Below are 20,011 nucleotides of genomic sequence, written 5' to 3'. Positions count from 1 at the left end.
CCTCGTAGGCCGCGACGTCCTCGGCGGCATGGTGAGGGGTGATGCCGTCCTCGCCGCCGTGAGGCGCGCCGCGGCCGGGATGAGCGTCTTCGGACACGGGGAACTACCTCGAAGCCGTCGTGGGAGCGGTGGGGCCGGCCTTGGGCGTGTGGGTCGTCGCCGGCCGGGTCGTGGTCGTGACGGTGCGGGTGATCGAGCCGGTGGTGCGCGGCTCGGCGGCGGACGGCTTCTCCTTCGGCGTCGCCGTCGCGGCGAGCAACCGGCCGATCTCGTCGCCGCGCTCGGGGCGGGCCGGGAGGTCGGAGAGGCGGGCGAGGTGCTCGGTGCCGATCGGCTCCAGCGCGATGTGCTTCTCCACCGCCGCCTGCAGGCGGTCCGGCCGCGTCAGGAGCTGCCACTCGGCCCGCAGCACGGCGATGGCTTGCCGCTCCTTGTGGACCTGGCTCTTCAGCTTCGAGACCTGGCCCGCGAGATTCAGGGTCTCGTACTTCGTCGAGTAGGCGTAGATCGCCGAGGCCACGAGGCCGAGGACGGCGAGCACGTTGAGGAGACGGATCACCGGCGCGACCCTCCGCGAGTGGTGCTGGCCGGCAGGCTCGCCAGCATCTCGATGGCTGCGAGCGGCTCCGGCACGGGAGCGTCGGTGCGCTCGGCCGCGCGCAGCTTGGCCGAGCGGGCGCGGGGATTCTCCGCCATCTCGGCCTCGCTCGGCAGGACCGGCCCCTTGGTGACGGGCTCGAAGCTCCTGGGCACGGGGCGCTCGACGCTCGGAACGTGCCGCGAGGCCTGCACCGCCCGGCCGCTGCGGGCGGAGAAGAACTGCTTCACGATGCGGTCCTCCAGCGAGTGGAAGGTCACGACCGCGAGGCGCCCGCCCGGCCGGAGCGCGCGCTCGGCCGCGTGCAGCGCCCGCACCAGCTCGCCGAGCTCGTCGTTCACGGCGATGCGCAGGCCCTGGAAGGTGCGCGTGGCCGGGTGGATGCCGCTGGCCGGGTCGGCGCGGACCACGCCGGCAACGAGGTCGGCGAGGTCGGCCGTCGTCTCGATGGGGGCGCGGCGGCGCCGCTCGATGATGGCGCGGGCGACCGCGCGGGCGCGGCGCTCCTCGCCGTAATGGACCAGGATGTCGGCGAGCTCCGCCTCCTCGGACCCGTTCACGAGGTCGGCCGCGCTCGCGCCCGCCCGCTCCATGCGCATGTCGAGGGGACCGTCGTGCCGGAAGGAGAAGCCGCGCTCGGCCTGGTCGAGCTGCATCGAGGAGACGCCGATGTCGAGCACCACCCGGTCGGCCCCCGCCTCGCCGAGGTCGCGCAGGATCGCGTCGAGGTCACCGAAGCGTCCGGGTACGAGGCGGAGCCGGCCGCCCGCCTCCGCGACGAGCCCCTGACCGCCCGCGACGGCGCCCGGATCGCGATCGATCGCGACGACGCGCTCCTCGGGATGGGCGGCGAGCAGCGCGCGGGTGTAGCCGCCGGCGCCGAAGGTGCCGTCGACCGAGAGACCCGGACGCGCGAGGTCGAGGGCCTCCAGCACGGGTCCGAGCAGCACGGGCACGTGCGGCGCGGCGGGACTGCCCCGGCCCTCGGCCGGGCCCTGTCCCTTGGCCGGGCGCCTCATCGCGGCCTCGCGAGATGGAGCGGAATCCTGACGGCGTCGTCCGGAATGGGTTCGAGCATGGCTGCCTGCAGCATCCTCGGCCCGCCGCCATGGGGGCCGGATCGTCGAGGTGTTCTCCGAAGCGCGGCCAAGGGTGCGCGCACGGCCGGCCGCTCGGCGAACGCGAGGCGCGTCCGCCGCTCCGAGATACGCCGTTGACGGGATGTTGGCGGGTACCATGGGGCTCTGAGGATCGTCAACGCATGCAACCGCAGGATCGCAGGCGCCGATCAGACCTCAGCAAGGTTAACCGAGGGTAAGGAAGCTGCGGAAAATCGCGGGCCTCGAGGCGGATCAGCCGGCCTGTAAGCCGGGTTCTGTAGGGCGCGGACCGGCCTCGCGGCCGGCCCGCACGTGGCGGCCATTCCTCTGGGACGGTCGTTGCCGACCGCCTCAAGCAACCAACCCGGGCGACCGGCCTGGAGAGAGGGCCTGCTCCCCTCGCGGGGAGCGTGTCGCCCCTATTCGGTTTTGCTCCCGGTGGGGTTTGCCGTGCCGTCCGCGTTGCCGCGTCCGCGGTGCGCTCTTACCGCACCCTTTCACCCTGACCCTGCATGCAGGGCGGTCTGCTTTCTGTGGCACTGTCCCTGGGGTCGCCCCCGCCGGACGTTATCCGGCACCGTCTCTCCATGGAGCCCGGACTTTCCTCCCCGGACGCGAAGGTCCGGAGCGGCCGCCCGGCCGACTGATCCGGGCCGGGATGTGCGCCGCGGCGCGGGCCCGGTCAAGCGCATCGACCCGTTCGCCGCGCTGCCCATCGGCCGGGCATGCCCGGAATTTCACCTCTCGGTTGTATGACTGCGGCGCCCGCTTTAGCGTCGCGGCCGAGGGCTCCGGGCCTTCGGCCGGCGCCCCGCCGCACGCGCGACCCCTGACGCGATGAGGAGGCGACCATGGCGATGCAGGACACGACCTGGACGCTCGAGACCGTCCAGCAACTGACCGAGATGGCGCGCGAGCGCATTCCCGTCTCGGTGATGAGCCTGAAGCTCAAGCGGCCGATCGAGGCCGTCTCGGCCAAGCTCGCGGAGCTCGGCATCACGCCCGCCGCCGAGACCGGCGCGGGCTGACGGGGCTCGCGGCGAGGCGCTCGCGGGAGCCTCGCCGCCGGCCGCTACCACGTGCCCGTGTTCTCCATCGAGGCCCAGGGCTCCTGCGGCGGCTTCGCCCCGCCCTTCTGGAGGATCTCGATGGAGATCCCGTCGGGCGACTTCACGAACGCCATATGGCCGTCCCGCGGGGGCCGGTTGATGGTGACGCCCCGGTCCTTCAGGCGCTGGCAGAAGGCGTAGATGTCGTCGACCTGATAAGCGAGGTGGCCGAAATTGCGCCCACCCGTGTACTCCTCCGGGTCCCAATTGTAGGTCAGCTCGACGAGGGGCGACTTCGCCGCCTCGGCCCGCTCGACATCGCCGGGGGCGGCGAGGAAGACCAGGGTGAAGCGGCCCTTCTCGTTCTCGACGCGGCGCACCTCGCGCAGGCCGAACGTGTCGACGTAGAAGGCGAGCGCGCGGTCGAGATCCGCCACGCGGACCATCGTGTGCAGGTATTCCATCAGGCTGCCATCCCTTCGCTGTGCGAGGGCGCCTGCGCCCTCGCCGGACCGTGAGGCGACGGGCTTCGCGGGACGCTCGCCCCCGGCCGCCGCTCGATCGCCTTAGCTAAGACGGGAACGCTCGGCGGGTAGGCTGCGCGCGGCTCGTCGAGCGGCTCCCAGCCCCCCGGACGCCGCGCGATGCGCCGCCCCTTAACCCGCCGCTAACCAAGATCAGCCTTCCATCGCGCGGGAGCAGTGGACTGCGAGCGGATGGCACGGCCTGTACACACCCTTCGCGTGGAGGCCGGGAGCGGGGCGCACGGCGCCGTTTCCGCGACCACGGCGCATCTCACCCCGGGCCTCCTGACACTCGCGCGCTGGCGGCTCCTCGCCATGCACCGGGCGGCGAATGTCGGGCACCTCGGCGGCAACCTGTCGGCGCTCGACGCGATGATGCTCGTGCATCACGAGTTTCTGAGCGAGCAGGACCGTTTCGTTCTCTCGAAGGGCCACGCGGCGGGCGCGCTCTACGTCACCCTGTGGAGCCGCGGGCTGATCAGCGACACGGAGCTGGGCAGCTTCCACGCCGACGGCACGCGGCTGCCCGGGCATCCGCCCGCCCGCGGCCTCCCCACGAACCGCTTCGGCACGGGAAGCCTCGGGCACGGCCTCTCCCTCTCCGCCGGGCTCGCCCTCGCCGCGAAGCTGCAGCGCCGGACGAACCGGGTCTTCTGCATGACCTCGGACGGGGAATGGCAGGAAGGATCCACCTTCGAGGCGCTGATCTTCTGCACCCATCGTCGATTGTCGAACCTGACGATCCTGATCGATCACAATCGCCTGCAGGGGTTCGGCGCCACGGCCGAGGTCGCCTCGCTCGATCCGATCGGGCGGGTCCTGTGCGGCTTCGACGTCGAGATCCGCGAAGCGGACGGGCACGACCTCGCGGATATGCGCCGCGCCCTCTCCCCCGGATCGAGCCGGCCCGTGGCCGTCATCCTGCACACCGTGAAGGGCCACGGCGTGCCCGCCATCGAGGGCCGCATGGACAGCCACTACCTGCCCCTCACGGAGGAGCAGCACCGGGAAGCCGTGCTCGGCGACGCGTTCGCCGCGGAAATGGCCCAATGAGACGCGAGCTCTGCGCGGCGCTCGTCGCCCGGGCCGCTCGCCCGGACCTCGTCTTCCTCACGGGCGATCTCGGCTTCGGAGCGCTCGAGCCCCTGCGCGACGCGCTCGGCGAGCGCTTCCTCAATGCGGGAATCGCCGAGCAGAACATGATCGGGGTCGCGGCGGCGCTCGCGAGCGAGGGGCTCGAGCCCTGGACCTATACCATCGCCCCCTTCTGCTACGCCCGCGCCTTCGAGCAGATCCGCAACGACGTCTGCTTCCACCGCCTGCCGGTGCGCATGCTCGCCAATGGCGGCGGCTATGCCTACGGCGTGATGGGTCCCACCCATCACGCGCTGGAGGATTACGGGGTCCTCTCCACGCTCCCGGGGCTGCACATCTTCGTGCCCGCCTTCGACGCCGATGTCGCCGCCGTGGTGGACGCGGCGGGCACTCAGGCGGGGCCTGCCTATATCCGGCTCGGGCGCGGCGAGGTGCCGGAGGGCTGCGTCGCGCCGGCCTACGCGCCCTGGCGACGCCTGCGCGAGGGGAACGGCCCCGTCGTCGTCGCGGTCGGACCGATGGCGGGCGTCGTCTGGTCCGCCGTCGGCTCCCGCGAGGACCTGGACGGGCCGGAGCTGTGGGCGGTCAGCGAATTGCCGCTCTGCGCGAGCCCGCCGCCGCAGGCTTTCGTGGCGGCGCTGACCGCGCGCCGCAGGCTCTGCGTCGTCGAGGAACACGTCGCCCAGGGCGGCCTCGGCCAGAGCCTCGCCGCCTGGTGCCTGGAGGGCGGCCTCGCGGTCGCGGAGTTCCGCCACCTTGCCGCCGCCGGATATCCCTCCGGCACCTACGGCTCCCAGGCCTTCCACCGGCGCGAGAGCGGTCTCGACCCGGCTGCGATCCGCGCGACGCTCGCCGCATGACACAGACCGCCGCCGATTGGATCGACAGCCTCAAGGGTCCCATCGCCGTTCTCGGCGCGGGCGGCTTCGTGGGCTGCAACCTGTTCCGTCACATCCTGTCGCGTCGCCGCGACGTGTTCGCCGTCGCGCGCGTCCTGCCCTCGCCCCGCCTGCGCGGCGTCGACCCGGCCCACCTCGTCGCCGTCGACTTCACCGACAGGGCGGCCGCGGGCCACTTCGTCGAGGCGATCCGTCCGGCGACGGTCTTCGACTGCATCGCCTACGGCGCCTACGCCTTCGAGGCCGATGCCGACCTCATCTACGCCACCAACTTCACCTCCCTGGTGGCGCGCGTCGAACTCCTCGCGCTCAGCGGCAATCTCGCGGCCTACGTGCATGCGGGCAGCTCGTCCGAGTATGGCCTGAACTCCGCATCCCCGGCCGAGGAAGCCCAGCTCGTCCCGAACAGCGCCTACGCCGTCTCCAAGGCGGCCACGGCGCAGTTTCTCGCCTATGCGGGCAAGACGCGCCGCTGGCCGGTGGTCAACCTGCGGCTCTACTCGGTCTATGGCCCCTACGAGGATGCCGGGCGCCTGATTCCGGCCGTGGTGTCGAGGGGGCTCGCCGGCACCTATCCGGACTTCGTCGATCCGAACATCGCGCGCGACTTCGTCTTCGTCGAGGACGTCTGCGAGGCCTTCGTCCGGGCGGCCGCCAAGATGTCCCTCGACCTGTACGGGGAGTCGCTCAACATCGGCACCGGCGTCGAGACGACCATCCGCGCCTTGGCCGCGACCGCGCGCGATCTCTTCGACATCGCGGAGGCGCCCCGCTTCGGCGCGATGCCCGCGCGTGCCTGGGACCTCGCGCGCTGGCAGTCCAACCCCGCCAAGGCCGAGCGCCTGCTCGGCTGGCGCGCCGCGACGCCGCTGGCGGAGGGGCTCGCACGCACGGCCGAATGGATGCGCGGCCCCGGCGCGGGCCTGTCCGAACTGACCAAATCCGGTGCCGTGCGACGCCGCAGCATCGCGGCCATCGTCGCCTGCTACAAGGACGAGGAGGCCGTGCCGATCATGCACGCCCGCCTGACCGCGGTCTTCCGGAAGATCGACGTCGATTACGAGATCATCTTCGTGAACGACGCGAGCCCGGACGGGTGTGCGGAGCGCATCCGCGCCCTGTCGGCGACGGACCCGCACGTGCTCGGCATCACCCACTCGCGCAATTTCGGCTCGCAGATGGCCTTCCGCAGCGGGATGGAACTGGCGACCGCCCAGGCCTGCGTGCTCCTCGACGGCGACCTGCAGGATCCTCCCGAGCTGATCGAGCAATTCCACGCGGCCTGGCTCGACGGGCACGACGTCGTCTACGGCCGGCGCGTGAAGCGCGAGATGCCCGTCGTCTGGGGCCTCCTCTACAAGGCGTTCTATCGCGTCTTCGCGGCCTTCAGCTACATCCGCATCCCGCATGACGCCGGCGATTTCTCGTTGATGGACCGGCGCGTCGTGGGCTGGCTGCTGAACTGCCCCGAGCGCGACCTCTTCATGCGCGGCCTGCGCGCCTATGTCGGCTTCCGCCAGACCGGCGTGGACTATGTGCGCCCGAAGCGGATGTTCGGCGCGAGCACGAACAACCTGCTGTCCAATCTCGAATGGGCCAAGCGCGGGATCTTCTCGTTCAGCAGCACGCCCCTCAAGATGCTCACGGCCACCGGAATCGTGCTGCTCGGCCTCGCCGCGCTGCTCGGCACCGTGCTGGTCGCCCTGCGCCTGCTCGTGCCGGACATCGCCCCGCGCGGGGCGACCTCGATCCTGCTGGCGATCCTCTTCTTCGGCGCTCTGAACCTCTTCGGGATCGGGCTGATCGGCGAGTACATCGCGAAGATCATGGAGGAGGTGAAGGGGCGCCCACGCCTCATCCGCGCGGCGCTGATCCGCAACGGCACCGCGACGGACCTCCCGCCCGAGGCGAGGGCGCGCCCGTGACCCGCTTCGGTGAGCACGCAAGCGGGGATCCCGGAGCAGGATCGTGATCGCGAGCCGGGACCTGGATCGGTCGGTTGTCGGACCGGAGCGCCCCGCGGCTCACCCCCTTGAGGCGCATCGAGGCCCGGCCGCTCGCGCCGACGCTCGGGCCGGCGAGACCCGTCGGGCGCACGAAGGCGCGGGCTTCGGCCACCTGCCCTTCTGCGTCGTCGTCCTCCTCGTGGCGGCACCGAACCTTCTGTTCCTCGCCACGCACCTGGCGAGCTCTGTGCTGGCAGCGGGCTGCCTGGCGGCCATCCTGGCGGCGCTCGTCCCTGTGCTCCGGGATTGCGCCCGCACGCGCGAGCCGCTCGATGCGCCTCTCCTGCTGATCGCGCTCGCGGCCGGCTACGCGCTCTGCCTGCTCGGCGGGGAGACGCACCTCGTTTTCGCCAACGACGATTGGCTGATCCGCGACGCGGTGCTGCACGACCTCGTCGCCGAGCCCTGGCCGGTCGGATACCTCTACAGGGGGGACCCGACGCTGCTGCGCGCGCCCCTCGGTCTGTTCCTGGTTCCGGCCGCCGTCGGGAAGCTCGCGGGCCTCCAGGCAGCGCACGGGGCGCTTCTGGCGCAGAACGGTCTCTTGTTCGGATGCCTCTTCTACGGCTTCGCCCGCATCGTGCGGCCGCGCCGGCGCGGCCTGACGCTTCTGGCGCTCTTCATCGGCTTCAGCGGCTGGGATGTCGTCGGCACTTGGCTGACCGAGCAGCCCCTCGGCTTCGGCACCCACCTGGAGCAATGGGCGAAGAACCTGCAATTCTCGTCCCACGTCACCCAGATCTTCTGGGTCCCGAACCACGCGGCTTCCGGCTGGATCTTCGTCGGAGCCTATTGTCTCTGGCGGGCGGACGCCTTGCGGGTCCCATCGCTCGCCGTGATCTTCGGTCTCTGCGTGTTCTGGTCGCCTCTGAGCATGATCGGCGCCGTGCCGTTCCTGATCGGCGCCCTGCTGAGGGATCTGCCCCGAGGCCGCGTCACGGTTCGATCGTCGGCGATTGCGGCGCTGGCGGGTCTCGGGCTGATCCCGGTCGCCCTCTACCTCGGTTCGGACGCCGCGCGCGTTCCGCACGGCCTGCACGAACTGAGCGACCTCTTCGTCATCCGCTACGTCCTCTTCGTCGCCCTCGAACTCGGGCCGGCCCTCATCGTGCTGGGGCTCGCACGCGACCGGATCGCGACCACCTCACGGGGCTTCCGGAGCGAGATCCTGCTCATCGTCGGATTGCTGCTGCTCGTACCGCTCTACCGGCTCGGAGGGACCGATTTCGTGATGCGGGCGTCGATCCCCGCTCTGGCGCTGCTGGCCCTGCGCGTCGGCGCGGCGGTCTCAGGCACGAGCATCGCTCGGGCGGCCATCGCCTGCACCCTGCTGGGAGTGGGTGCCGTCACGCCGCTGTACGAACTCGGCCGGGCCTTGCGCGAACCCGCCTTCGCGATCAGCGGATGCGATCTTCTGGCCGCCGCCCGGACCCCGCCCAACGACGGACCGCTCTTCCACTACCTCGCACGGCTCGATGTCGTGCAGGCGAGCCTTGCCGGCCGCGTTCTGGCGATGCCCGCGACGATGCTGCGGCCGGAACCGCGCGGCCCGTGCTGGCCGGATCGCGTCCGGGAGGGCGCCGCTCCCCTGCCCTGACGCGTGATGTCCGACGTCCCGCAGTGAGAGCAGGCCGCTTCGGCGCGATCCTCATCCCGGACGATGCCCGGTGACGGTGTAGCCGAGGCAATCCTCGCCCCAATCGGACCGCAGCGACAGGGTGCCGATCGTGGCGAGCAGGCCGAGGACCGGCAGCAGGGCGATGCCGAGGCTGCGCCGCGCCGTGCGGCGAAGCGGGTTTCCGTCCGCGTCCAGCAGGAGGGTGAGCCCGAGCGCCATGCCCTTGTAGCAGGCCACGGTGAGCGGATTGCCCCGCGCCGTGACGCGGATGCGATCGAACCCGGCCTGACGAACACCGGCATCCGGGCCGGCCCGCACAGGGAATCCAGCCATGCCGGAACATCCTTAAGATCGGCTAACACCGGTCGGCGCCTTCGCGGCAGCCCTGGCCCCGGCGTTGCGTCGCGGGGCGGAGCCGTGAGAAAGCGGGTCCCCGCTCTGGCTGCCGGAGGATCCATGCGCACCGAGACGCCCCAGACGATCCGGCTGGAGGATTACCGGCCGAGCGACCACCTGATCGACCGGGTCGATCTCGACATCCGCCTCGCGCCCCACGACACCCGCGTGACGGCCACGCTCGCGATCCGCCCGAACCCGGCGGGCGAGGCCGGCGCCCCCCTCGTCCTCGACGGCGACGACCTGACCCTCCTCGGCCTCGAACTCGACGGGCAGGCGCCGCCCGAGGAGGCTTTCGCCGCGACGCCCTCCAGCCTGACCCTGCACCGGCCGCCGCAGCGGCCCTTCGTCCTTCGGATCGAGACCCAGATCGACCCGACCGCCAACACCAAGCTGATGGGCCTCTACCGCTCGAACGGCGTCTACTGCACCCAGTGCGAGGCGGACGGCTTCCGGCGCATCACCTACTTCCTCGACCGGCCGGACGTGCTGTCGGTCTACACGACCCGGATCGAGGCGGGACGCGAGGAAGCCCCGGTTCTGCTCGGCAACGGCAACCCGGGCGAGGCGGGCCCGGTCGCGGGGACGGACCGGCACTTCGCCGTCTGGCACGATCCGCACCCGAAACCCGCCTATCTCTTCGCCCTCGTCGGCGGACGGCTCGACCGGGTGGCGACCCGCTTCACGACGATGGAGGGACGCGGGGTCGACGTCGCCGTCTACGTCGAGCCCGGCAGGGGCTCCCGCGCCGGCTACGCCCTCGACGCGGTCGTGCGCTCCATGCGCTGGGACGAGGAGGCGTTCGGCCGCCCCTACGACCTCGACGTGTTCAGCGTCGTCGCCGTGTCCGATTTCAACATGGGGGCGATGGAGAACAAGGGCCTCAACATCTTCAACGACAAGTACGTTCTCGCCGATCCCGAGACGGCGACCGACACCGACTACGCCAACATCGAGGCGATCATCGCCCACGAGTACTTTCACAACTGGTCGGGCAACCGCGTCACCTGCCGGGACTGGTTCCAGCTCTGCCTGAAGGAGGGCCTGACGGTCTTCCGCGATCAGGAATTCTCCTCCGACATGCGCTCGCGCGCCGTGCACCGGATCGGTGAGGTCCGAACCCTGCGCGCCCGCCAGTTCCCCGAGGATGCGGGCCCCCTCGCCCATCCGGTCCGGCCGAGGGCCTATGCCGAGATCAACAACCTCTACACGGCGACCGTCTACGAGAAGGGCGCCGAGATCGTGCGGATGCTCAGGACCCTCCTCGGGCCCAGGACCTTCCGGGCCGGCATGGACCGCTACTTCGCCGAGAACGACGGCCGGGCCGCCACCGTCGAGGATTTCCTCGCTTCCTTCGCCGCCGAGAGCGGGCGCGACCTGTCCGCCTTCGCCCGCTGGTACGAGCGGCCCGGCACGCCGCGGGTGACGGCGGAGGGCAGCTACGACGCGTCCGCGCGCCGATACACCCTGAGCCTGCGCCAGAGCCTGCCCGGCGGGGACGGCACGCCCCTCGTGATCCCCGTGGCCCTCGGTCTCGTGGGCGGGTCCGGCCCGCTCGAATCCACCTGCCCGCGGGTCTCGGACGGAGTGTTCGTGCTGGAGGAGGCCTCGGACGCGCTCACCTTCGAGGCGGTCTCCGAGCCGCCGGTACCCTCCCTGTTCCAGGGCTTCTCGGCACCCGTGCGCCTCGAGATCGCGCTCGACGATGCCGAGCGGCTGGCCCTGCTGCGGCACGATTCCGACCCGTTCAACCGCTGGCAGGCGGCCCAGAGCGTGGCGATGCGCCTCCTCCTCGACCGCGCAGCCGCCGGCAGCCCCGAGGCCGACGAGGCGGGGCCCTCTGCCCAGGCCTACGCTGCGGCGCTCGGCGGCCTTCTCGACACCGAGGCCCTCGCGGACCCGGCCTTCGCCGCCCTCGTCCTCGGCCTGCCGGGCGAGGGGGAGATCGCCAATGAGATCGGCCGCGACGTCGATCCGGACGCCGTGCACCGCGCGCGGCAGACCCTGCGGCGGCATCTCGGACGAAGCCTTCGCGGCCGCCTCTCCGGACTGCGCGAGGCGCTGGCGCCGGCCGACGGAGGTCCCTTCAGCCCGGACGCCGCCTCGGCCGGGCGCCGGGCGCTCGCCAACGCGGCCCTCGACCTCATCGCCGCGGCCGATCCTGCGGCCGGGACCGAGCTCGCCGAAGCGCAGCTCGCCGCCGCCACCAACATGACGGATCGGCTCGCCGCGCTCTCGACCCTGGCCCTGATCCCCGGTCCGGCACGGGAGAGAGCCCTGGAGAGCTTCGGCACCCGCTACGCCGAGGAGCCCCTCGTCCTCGACAAGTGGTTCGCGATCCAGGCCACGATCCCCGAAGAGGGGACCCTCGCCCGGATCGCCCGGCTGCAGCGCCACCCCGCCTTCTCGATGACGAATCCGAACCGGGTCCGCGCCCTGATCGGCAGCTTCGGCCTTGGCAACCCGACGCAGTTCGCACGGCTCGACGGGGCCGGCTTCGCCCTCCTCGCCGGGACCGTCGAGGCACTCGACCGCACGAATCCGCAGATCGCGGCGAAGCTTCTCACGACCTTCAATTCCTGGCGCCGGCTGGAGCCCGCAAGATCTTCCAAGGCCGGGGAAATTCTGTCCGGGATGCGGTCCCGCGAGGGCCTCTCGCGCGATGTCGCCGACATCCTCACGCGCACCCTCGGCACGCCGTTAACACATTCTTAACGCTGGAAAATTTCGATTCGGGCAGAGCGCGAACCCGCCGGCAACAGGGGTCCGTTCTGTCAAGCCGGGCGCCGAGAAAGCCGTGGACAAGTTGGCCGCTCGGATGATCATATATCCTTGATTCGGGGCGAGCGTTCTTCCGCCCCGGACCTTCACCGAGAGCGACGAGGTTCGGCTATGCCGGAGGCGGATTCCGCTTCCCTCTCCGCGCGCGCGGACACGATTCTTGGCATCCACCGCCCCTCGCGTGCGACCCACGCCCGCTTCGTGCGGGCCGAGACCTGGCTGCGCTATGCCGTCCCCGCGCTGCTGGCGACCTTCCTGGCCTGCCTCGGCGGTGTCGCGGCCCTGCATCTCCAGGTGCAGCGGGACGAGGTCCTGCACCGGACGGCCGGGGAGATCGAGACCTTCGCGCGCCTCGCCGCCGCCGCCCTGCCCGCGGCCCTCGAGCAGCGCGAGGTCCCCGGCCGCCTCGACGCCCTGCTGCCGCAGGGCTCGCTGCATGGCGGGCGGCAGATCCTGATCGTCACCCCGGGCGAGCAGATCATCGCCGCCCATCCCGCGCTGCCGGGATCCGTCACCCGGCTGCCCGAGGTGCTCGGCGAGGTCCAGGCCCTCAGCGTGCTGGCCGAGCGGGCCGGCGTGATGAGCGTCACCCTGCCCAGCGGCGGGAGCGCGCTCGCGACCATGCACCGCCTGCCCGGCGCGGGCGCCGCGCGCGTCGCGGTGGTCCAGCCCCTGGACGAGGCGCTCGCCGCCTGGAGCGAGCGCGCCCGCAACCAGGCGATCCTGCTCGGTGCGGCCGGCCTCGTCATCATCGGCATCGCGGTGGCCTACGGCCTGCAGACCCGGCGCGCGCACGCGGTCGACAAGCTCTGCGAGCAGATCAAGCAGCGCCTCGATACGGCGCTCGGGCGCGGCGGCTGCGGCCTGTGGGACTGGGACATCCCGCGTGGGCGCATCTACTGGTCGGATTCGATGTACGCGCTGCTCGGCTACCGCCGGGAGCGCGAGTTCCTCTCCTTCGGCGACGTCAATGCCCTGGTCCATCCGGACGATGGCGACCTCTACAGCCTCGCCCGCGGGCTCGCCGCCAACCAGATCACGGTGGACCACGCGTTCCGCATGCGCCGGGCCGACGGCGCCTACGTCTGGTTGCGCACCCGCGCCGAGATCGTGCCGGATCCGGGCGACGGCGGCCGACACCTCGTCGGCATCGCCGTCGACGTCACCGAGCAGCACAACCTCGTGGAATCGACCGCCACCGCCGACATGCGCCTGCGCGACGCGGTCGAGGCGATCTCGGAGGCGTTCGTCCTGTGGGACACGAGCAACCGTCTCGTGCTCTGCAATTCGAAGTTCCGTCACCTGCACGCGCTGAGCCCCGAGGACGCGCAGCCCGGGCGCCGCTACGGGGAGATCATGGGCCGGGGCGTGCTGCCGCGGGTCCGGCGGGAATTGCCGGATGCGGAGCACGCGGGCGCCACCTCGCGCACCTTCGAGGCCGAACTCGCGGACGGCCGCTGGCTGCAGATCAGCGAGCGGCGGACCAAGGACGGCGGCTACGTCTCGGTCGGCACCGACATCACCAACCTGAAACGACACCAGGAGCAGCTCGTCGCCTCGGAGCGCGAGCTGATCGAGACGGTCAAGGACCTCAAGCGCTCCCGCCGCACCCTCGAATTGCAGACCCAGCAGCTCGCCGACCTCGCGGAGCGCTACCTCGACCAGAAGGCCTCCGCCGAGGGCGCCAACCAGGCGAAGTCCGAGTTCCTGGCCAACATGAGCCACGAGCTGCGCACGCCGCTCAACGCCATCATCGGCTTCGCCGAGCTCATGGAGACGGAGGTCTACGGGGCGCTGGGCTCGCCGCGCTACGCCGAGTATTGCCGGGACATCCGCTCCAGCGGCAATTACCTGCTGTCGGTCATCGACGACATCCTGAACATGTCGCGCATCGAGGCGCACCGCGTGAAGCTGGTGCGGAAGGATCTGAACGTGGACGCGGCGGTGAAGAGCGCGATCAAGCTCGTCGCCGAGCCCGCACGGGCGAAATCCCTCGCGATCAGCGTCGATCTGAGCCCCGGCCTGCGCCTTCTCGCCGACGAGCGGGCGCTGCAGCAGATCCTCGTCAACCTCATGCAGAATGCAGTGAAGTTCACCCCCGCCGAGGGGCGCCTCATGGTGCGCGCCCGCTCGTCCGGCGATCACGTCCACCTCTACATCGAGGACAGCGGCATCGGCATCCCGAAAGCGGCACTGCCGAAGCTCGGCGCGCCCTTCGCGCAGGTCGAGACCAACCTCACCCGCAGCCACAACGGATCGGGCCTCGGCCTCGCGATCGCGCGCTCGATGGCCGAGTTGCACGGCGGCTCGCTCCGCATCCGCTCGGAGGAAGGGCTCGGCACGGTCGTCCTCGTCCGCCTGCCCGCCCCGACGCAGGAGCGCCTCCGGGCTCTCGCCGCCGAGGAAGCCTCGCAGCAGACCGTCGCGGCGCTCCGCGAAGCCTCCGGCGCGAGCCTGCGCCCAAGCCCCGTCCAGCCGGCAGTGGTGTAAGAGGGGGGAAACACAGGTCCCCTCGCGCGCCCGGACGAGACCCCGAGGTCTCCGCGCGCAACCTCGCGATCCTGAGCCCCTATCTCAGCAGCCGTTCGAACAGCGCCCTCACCTCCGCCCGCTCCGCGTCGAGGCGCGCGGTCAGTGCCCGAGCGTCCGGCATTCCGGTGGCGGTGGCGAGCCGCGCGAGCGCGACGGGTGAGGCCGCGGTCGGGTCGCCCTCGACCATCAGGCGCTGCCAATGGTGCACGTCGTCGAGCAGGCGGTAGGCGGCGCAGAGGCGCTCGGCCGCGTCCTCGCTCAGAAGCCCGTGACCCGCCGCGCGGCGCAGGACGCCGGGCGCGTCGAGGCCGGCGAGGTCGGGATGGGCCGCCGCGTGGCCGAGCACCAGCGCCTGGGCCAGGAAGTCGAGGTCGAGGAGGCCGCCGGGCGCGAGCTTCAGGTCGAGGGGCCCGCCATCGCCCTTCTCGCGCGCGACGAGGGCGCGCATCTCGCGCACCGCCCGGTTCACGGAAGCCGGATCGCGCGACTGGCAGACGATGGCCCGGATCACCTCCGCCACCTCGGCGCCGAGATCCGGGTCTCCCGCGATCACCCGGGCGCGGGTCAGCGCCATGTGCTCCCAGAGCTCGGCCTCCTCCAGGCCGTAGCTGCGGAAGCTGCGCAGCTGTGCCGCGATCATGCCCTGACCGCCGCCGGGCCGCAGGCGCAGATCCACCTCGTAGAGCCCGCCGCGGCGCGTCGGCACGGTGAGCGCCGCGACGAGGCGCTGCGTCAGCCGGTTGTAGGCGACCGCCGCGTCGAGGGGACGGGGGCCGGTGCTGGTGCGGTTCTCCGGGTCGAAATCATAGAGCACCACGAGGTCGAGGTCGGATTCCGCCGTGAGCTGGCGCGAGCCGAGGCGCCCGAAGCCCAGCACCGCGATGCGTCCACCCGGCACCGTGCCGTGATCGGCGCGGAAGGCGTCCGAGACGGCATGGAGGGAGGCGGCCACGGCCGCCTCCGCGATGCCGGCGAAGGCGTGGCCCGCGCCTTCGGGGGTCAGGATGCCCGAGAGAAGGCGCGCCCCCGTGACGAAGCGGAGCTGGCGCGCGGCGTCGCGGCTGCGGTCGAGAAAATCCTCGTGGCTGCCCGGCGCGCCGACGAGACTGCGATACTGAGCGGCAAGCCCGGCCGGATCGGTAGCCGGATCGACGAAGGCGGGATCGATCACCGCGTCGAGGACGTGGGGGCTGAAGGCGACCGTGTCGGCGAGCCGCGGCGCGGTGCCGAGGAGGTCGGCGAAGAGGAGCCGCAGGCGCTCGTGCGAGCGCAGGATGGTGAGGAGTTCCACCGCCGCCGGCATCCGCCCGAAGGCGCGGTCGAGGGCATCGAGGGCGGCGTCGGGGTCCGGCGTGCCGCCGAGCGCCTGCATCAGGGCCGGCACCAGTTCGGTCAGCACCTCCCGCGCGCGGGGGCTGCGCACGGCGGGACGGCGCCCGAAATGCCAGCCTCGCACGGTCTCGGCCGCCCGCTCCGGCTCGCGGAATCCGAGGGCTCTCAGGGTCTGCAGGGTCGCCGGGTCGTCGCCGGTGCCGCTGAACACGAGGTCGCCGACCTCGGCCGAAAGGTCGGGTTCGGCCTCGAACAGCAGGGCGTAATGGGCCTGCACCCGCCGCGCGTGCTGGAGGAGCGCGGCCTCGAAATCCGGCAGCCCGGGAAAACCCGCGAAGCGCGCGAAGCTCTCAAGTTCGTTCGGATCCGCCGGCAGGCGCTGGGTCTGCTCGTCGCGGACCATCTGGAGGCGATGCTCGACCGTGCGCAGGAAGTCGTAGGCGGCCCTCAACGCGTCGCGGGCCTCCGAACCGATCCAGCCCTCCTCGGTGAGGCTGCCCAGCATCTCGATGGTGCGCCGCCCCCGCAGGGCGGTCCGGCGGCCGCCGAAGACGAGTTGCTGCGTCTGCACGAAGAACTCGATCTCCCGGATGCCGCCGCGCCCGAGCTTGATGTCGTGGCCCGCCACCGCGATCGTGTCGTGCCCGCGCACCGCGTGGATCTGCCGCTTCATGGCGTGCACGTCGGCGATCGAGGCGAAATCGAAGTACTTGCGCCAGATGAAAGGCCGGAGATCGGCGAGGAAGCGTTCGCCCGCCGGGATATCGCCGGCGATGGCGCGGGCCTTGATGAAGGCCGCCCGCTCCCAGTTCTGCCCCAGCGTCTCGTAGTAGGTGTAGGCGGAGTTGAGGCTCATCGCCGTCGGCGTCGATCCGGGATCGGGCCGCAGCCGGTAATCGACCCGGTGCACGTAGCCGTCCGCCGTGCGCTCCTGCAGGAGCTTGGCGACGCCCTGCGCGAGTCGGCTGAAGAACGGCGTCGGCTCCAGCCCCTCCTTCAGCGGCGCAGTCTCGGGATCGAAGAACACGACGAGATCGATGTCGCTCGAATAGTTCAACTCGTGGGCGCCGAGCTTGCCGAGGCCGAGCACGACGAGGCCGGAGCCCGTCTGCGGCTCGGCCGCCTCGCGCGGCCGGTAGCGACCGGCCTCGGCCGCCTGGATCAGCAGGGCGTCGAGGGCTGCGGAGACCGAGGCGTCGGCGAAGTCGGACAGGGCGCGGGTGACGGTGGCCAGCGGCCAGAGGCCGCCGATATCGGCGAGCGCCACGAGAAGGGCGTGGGCGGCGCGGTTCTCGCGCAGGCGCCGACCGACCGCCTCGAGGTCGACGGCGCCCCCGTCGGGCCGGCCGGCCGCCCGCTGGTCGGCGATGATCTCGGCGACGCGCGTCTCTGGGTTCGTGCCGAGGAGATGCGCGAGGCGCTCCGGGTCGCGGGACGCGAGTTGCCACAGGAAGGGGGAATGGTCGGCCAGCGCGAGGAGATGGGCCCTCACGACGCCCGCGAGATACCGCTTCGGAAGTGCCTCGGCGATGTCGGCGAGCCGCGCCTCGGCCCCCGTGGGATCCGAGAGGGGGGGCGCCGCGCCGAGACGCTCCGCCAGGATCCCCCGCGCGCTGCCGTGTTCACTCATGCCCGTTCGCCCTCGCTGCGGACGGGCAGAGTTACCACGACGGCGAGGCCCGGGTCATTGTCCCTCAGGGCAATGGACCCCTGGTGCAGGCGCACCACCGCCGCGACGAGGCTGAGCCCGAGCCCGAAACCGGGCCGGGTCCGCGCCTCCTCCAACCGCACGAACCGGTCGAGCACCCGGGCGCGGTCGGCCTCCGGGATGCCGGGACCGTGATCGGCGACCGTGATCGCGATGTCGGGGCCGCTGCGCCGGGCCGCGACGCTGATGTGGGGCTGGCCCCCAGCCCCGTACTTGATCGCGTTGTCGATGAGGTTGGCGAGCGCCTGCCCGATCAGCTCCCGGTTGCCGTCGAGGACGAGCCCGTCCTCGGTCCGCACCGCGAGGACGAGGCCGCGCTCCTCCGCAAGTGCCTCGTAGAGCTCGCCGACTTCCTGCACCGTGCGGCCGATATCGAGGGGCGCCAGGGTCTCGCGGGCGTTGCGGGCCTCCAGCCGCGCGATCATCAGGAGCGCGTTGAAGATCCGGATCAGGCCGTCGCTCTCCTCGATCACCGACTCGATCGCAGCGCGCAGATCCTCGGGGGTGCGGGCCGTGCGCAGGGCCTCGTCGGCACGGTTGCGCAGGCGCGTCAGCGGCGTCTTCAGGTCGTGGGCGATGTTGTCCGAGACCTCGCGCAGGCCCCGCATCAGCTCGCCGATCCGCTCCAGCATCTCGTTGAGGTTCTGGGCGAGCCGGTCGAGTTCGTCGCCGTTGCCGGCGACCCTCAGGCGCCCGTCGAGGTCGCCCGCCATGATGGTGCGGGTCGTCTCCGTCATGTCGTCGACACGCTTGAGGACGCGGCGCGCCACGAACCAGCCGCCGACCACGCCGAGCAGCACGACGAGGGCGAGCGAGGAGCCGAAGGTCCGGGTGATCACGGCGCGCAGCCGATCCCGCTCCTCGACGTCGCGGCCGACGAGGAGGCGGAAGCCGCCGGGCAGGGTGAAGATGCGCACGATCGCCCGGTGGTCGTAGCCGCCTCCCTCGCCGCTTCGGGCGTAGTTCGCCTCCGTCTGGCCGGGCGACGCGAGAAGCCGTGCGGGCACCTCGCCGACATTGCCGACCACGTGCTCGCCGGCCGCTGTCGTCACGAGGTAAAGGGAGGCGCCGGGCTCGCGGGAGCGGCGCTCGACCACAGCGATGAGGCGGCGCAGGCCGCCCGCATTGTACTGCTCGGACAGGCCGTTGATCTCGGCGTCGATCGTCGAGACGATCTGGTCGTCGAGGACGCGCCGCGCGTTCCAGGCGACGTAGCCGAGGGCGAAGAAGGCGAAGGCCGCGAAGACGACGAGGTAGGCGAGCGACAGCTTGAAGGCCGTCGTGCGGAACAGCTTGCCGAGGCGCGCCGGCAGGTTCTCCGGAGGGGGCAGCGTCCGCGCGCTCATCGGGGACGCCTCAGCCACGCGGCCTCACGAGGCGCGGGCCTCCTCGGCCCGGACCATGTAGCCGGCGCCCCGCACCGTGTGGATCATCGGATGCTCGAAGCCCTTGTCCACCTTGGCGCGCAACCGCGAGACATGAACGTCGATCACGTTGGTCTGCGGGTCGAAATGATAGTCCCAGACGTTCTCAAGCAGCATCGTGCGCGTCACGACCTGTCCCGCATGGCGCATCAGGTATTCCAAGAGGCGGAATTCGCGGGGCTGCAGCACGATCTCGCGGCCCGCCCGCGTGACCCGATGCGAGAGGCGGTCGAGTTCGAGGTCGGCGACCCGGTAGGCCGTGGGCTCGGCGGAGCCGGGCGCGGCGGCGCGGCGGCGCGCCAGCACCTCGGTGCGGGCGAGGAGTTCGGAGAAGGCGTAGGGTTTCGGCAGGTAGTCGTCGCCGCCGGCGCGCAGGCCCTTGACCCGGTCGTCGACCTGGCCGAGCGCCGAGAGGATCAGGACCGGGGTGCCGACGCCCTGCTCGCGCAAGGAGCGGATCAGGGAGAGGCCGTCGAGCTTCGGGAGCATCCGGTCGACGATGAGCACGTCGTAGTCGCCCTCCCGCGCGAGCGCGTAGCCGTCGAGGCCGTCCTGCGCGGGGTCGGCGACGTGGCCGGCCTCGCGGAAGGCCTTCACGAGATAGGCGACGGCCTCGCGGTCGTCCTCGATGATCAGGAGACGCATGGGAATGCTCAATAGGGCGCCCTGCCGGCTTCGGGAAGGCGCCCTCCCCTGTCCCGCCCCATCCGGAGCCGCAGCATCGCCGAGCGCGCCTTACGCGCCGCTCGCCGGCGGATGACGAATGGTTAAGGATGGGGGGCCGGTCGCGTCGCTTGCCCGCAACGCGAGACGGGCCGCGTCCCGTTTGGGAAGCGGCCCGTCTCGATCTCGATGGTCTGAGCGACGTGATCGTGTCGAGGGAATGGTGTGTTCTGCTGTTGGCAGGCCTGGCGGCGACCGACTCTCCCGTGTCTTGAGACACAGTACC

General features: G+C 71.6%; 14 protein-coding genes and 1 other RNA gene. 7 read left to right on the top strand and 8 right to left on the bottom strand.

Annotation, left to right across the window (positions count from 1 at the left end):
• Window positions 1-103 precede the first annotated feature (103 nt).
• The 3 genes from ftsL to rnpB all read right to left on the bottom strand — a co-directional run bounded on the left by ftsL (window position 104) and on the right by rnpB (window position 2,345).
• Window positions 104-559: a cell division protein FtsL gene (ftsL, locus tag E1J50_RS08825; protein ID WP_132252577.1), complete on the bottom strand. Its 456-nt coding sequence runs from the start codon at window positions 557-559 to the stop codon at window positions 104-106.
• Complete coding sequence (gene rsmH, locus E1J50_RS08820; RefSeq protein WP_132252575.1) at window positions 556-1,617, bottom strand: 16S rRNA (cytosine(1402)-N(4))-methyltransferase RsmH; 1,062 nt, start codon at window positions 1,615-1,617, stop codon at window positions 556-558. The genes ftsL and rsmH overlap by 4 nt, the downstream gene beginning before the upstream one ends.
• 329 nt (window positions 1,618-1,946) lie before the next feature.
• Window positions 1,947-2,345: RNase P RNA component class A (gene rnpB, locus E1J50_RS08815), an RNA gene on the bottom strand.
• Window positions 2,346-2,549: 204 nt separating this feature from the next.
• On the opposite strand from rnpB, the gene E1J50_RS27210 reads away from it, so the two are divergent.
• Complete coding sequence (locus E1J50_RS27210; protein ID WP_165937822.1) at window positions 2,550-2,726, top strand: hypothetical protein; 177 nt, start codon at window positions 2,550-2,552, stop codon at window positions 2,724-2,726.
• Window positions 2,727-2,770: 44 nt separating this feature from the next.
• On the opposite strand, the gene E1J50_RS08810 is transcribed toward E1J50_RS27210, so the two are convergent.
• The gene (locus E1J50_RS08810; protein ID WP_132252572.1) at window positions 2,771-3,211 is read right to left on the bottom strand and encodes a VOC family protein; all 441 of its coding nucleotides are present in this window, start codon (window positions 3,209-3,211) and stop codon (window positions 2,771-2,773) included.
• A gap of 252 nt (window positions 3,212-3,463) precedes the next feature.
• Between E1J50_RS08810 and E1J50_RS08805 the strand changes: the two genes are divergently transcribed.
• Genes E1J50_RS08805 through E1J50_RS08790 form a run of 4 tightly spaced genes read left to right on the top strand, consistent with a single transcriptional unit; the run spans window position 3,464 to window position 8,868 of the window.
• Window positions 3,464-4,324 carry a 1-deoxy-D-xylulose-5-phosphate synthase N-terminal domain-containing protein gene (locus tag E1J50_RS08805; RefSeq protein ID WP_245516496.1) on the top strand — a complete coding sequence of 287 codons (861 nt, stop codon included), beginning with the start codon at window positions 3,464-3,466 and terminating at the stop codon, window positions 4,322-4,324.
• On the top strand, window positions 4,321-5,226 hold the full coding sequence (locus tag E1J50_RS08800) for a transketolase family protein (protein WP_132252570.1): 906 nt from the start codon (window positions 4,321-4,323) through the stop codon (window positions 5,224-5,226). Before E1J50_RS08805 ends, E1J50_RS08800 begins: the two co-directional genes overlap by 4 nt.
• Complete coding sequence (locus E1J50_RS08795; RefSeq protein WP_132252568.1) at window positions 5,223-7,190, top strand: NAD-dependent epimerase/dehydratase family protein; 1,968 nt, start codon at window positions 5,223-5,225, stop codon at window positions 7,188-7,190. Before E1J50_RS08800 ends, E1J50_RS08795 begins: the two co-directional genes overlap by 4 nt.
• 43 nt (window positions 7,191-7,233) lie before the next feature.
• Window positions 7,234-8,868 carry a hypothetical protein gene (locus E1J50_RS08790; protein ID WP_132252566.1) on the top strand — a complete coding sequence of 545 codons (1,635 nt, stop codon included), beginning with the start codon at window positions 7,234-7,236 and terminating at the stop codon, window positions 8,866-8,868.
• Window positions 8,869-8,919: 51 nt separating this feature from the next.
• Here the strand turns inward: E1J50_RS08790 and E1J50_RS08785 are convergent, their stop codons facing one another.
• The gene (locus tag E1J50_RS08785) at window positions 8,920-9,222 is read right to left on the bottom strand and encodes a hypothetical protein (protein WP_132252564.1); all 303 of its coding nucleotides are present in this window, start codon (window positions 9,220-9,222) and stop codon (window positions 8,920-8,922) included.
• Between the two features lie 123 nt (window positions 9,223-9,345).
• Between E1J50_RS08785 and pepN the strand changes: the two genes are divergently transcribed.
• Both pepN and E1J50_RS08775 read left to right on the top strand, forming a co-directional pair.
• Window positions 9,346-12,000, top strand: coding sequence for an aminopeptidase N (pepN, locus tag E1J50_RS08780; protein WP_132252562.1), 2,655 nt, complete (start codon window positions 9,346-9,348; stop codon window positions 11,998-12,000).
• A gap of 177 nt (window positions 12,001-12,177) precedes the next feature.
• Entirely contained in the window at window positions 12,178-14,556 is a 2,379-nt protein-coding gene (locus E1J50_RS08775; protein WP_132252560.1) for a PAS domain-containing sensor histidine kinase, read from the top strand.
• Window positions 14,557-14,635: 79 nt separating this feature from the next.
• On the opposite strand, the gene E1J50_RS08770 is transcribed toward E1J50_RS08775, so the two are convergent.
• The 3 genes from E1J50_RS08770 to E1J50_RS08760 are packed head-to-tail and all read right to left on the bottom strand — an operon-like array spanning window position 14,636 to window position 19,707.
• Window positions 14,636-17,560 carry a bifunctional [glutamine synthetase] adenylyltransferase/[glutamine synthetase]-adenylyl-L-tyrosine phosphorylase gene (locus E1J50_RS08770; protein ID WP_132252558.1) on the bottom strand — a complete coding sequence of 975 codons (2,925 nt, stop codon included), beginning with the start codon at window positions 17,558-17,560 and terminating at the stop codon, window positions 14,636-14,638.
• On the bottom strand, window positions 17,557-18,984 hold the full coding sequence (locus E1J50_RS08765) for a HAMP domain-containing sensor histidine kinase (protein ID WP_132252556.1): 1,428 nt from the start codon (window positions 18,982-18,984) through the stop codon (window positions 17,557-17,559). The genes E1J50_RS08770 and E1J50_RS08765 overlap by 4 nt, the downstream gene beginning before the upstream one ends.
• Before the next feature lie 24 nt (window positions 18,985-19,008).
• Window positions 19,009-19,707, bottom strand: a complete 699-nt coding sequence (locus E1J50_RS08760; RefSeq protein ID WP_132252554.1) for a response regulator transcription factor — start codon at window positions 19,705-19,707, stop codon at window positions 19,009-19,011.
• Between the last annotated feature and the right edge of the window lie 304 nt (window positions 19,708-20,011).

Origin of the sequence: Methylobacterium segetis (assembly GCF_004348265.1) — a bacterium.
In the GTDB taxonomy this organism is placed as follows: Bacteria; Pseudomonadota; Alphaproteobacteria; order Rhizobiales; family Beijerinckiaceae; genus Methylobacterium; species Methylobacterium segetis.
Note: the sequence above shows the minus strand (reverse complement) of the source record. Positions and strands in the feature narration are given on the sequence as shown.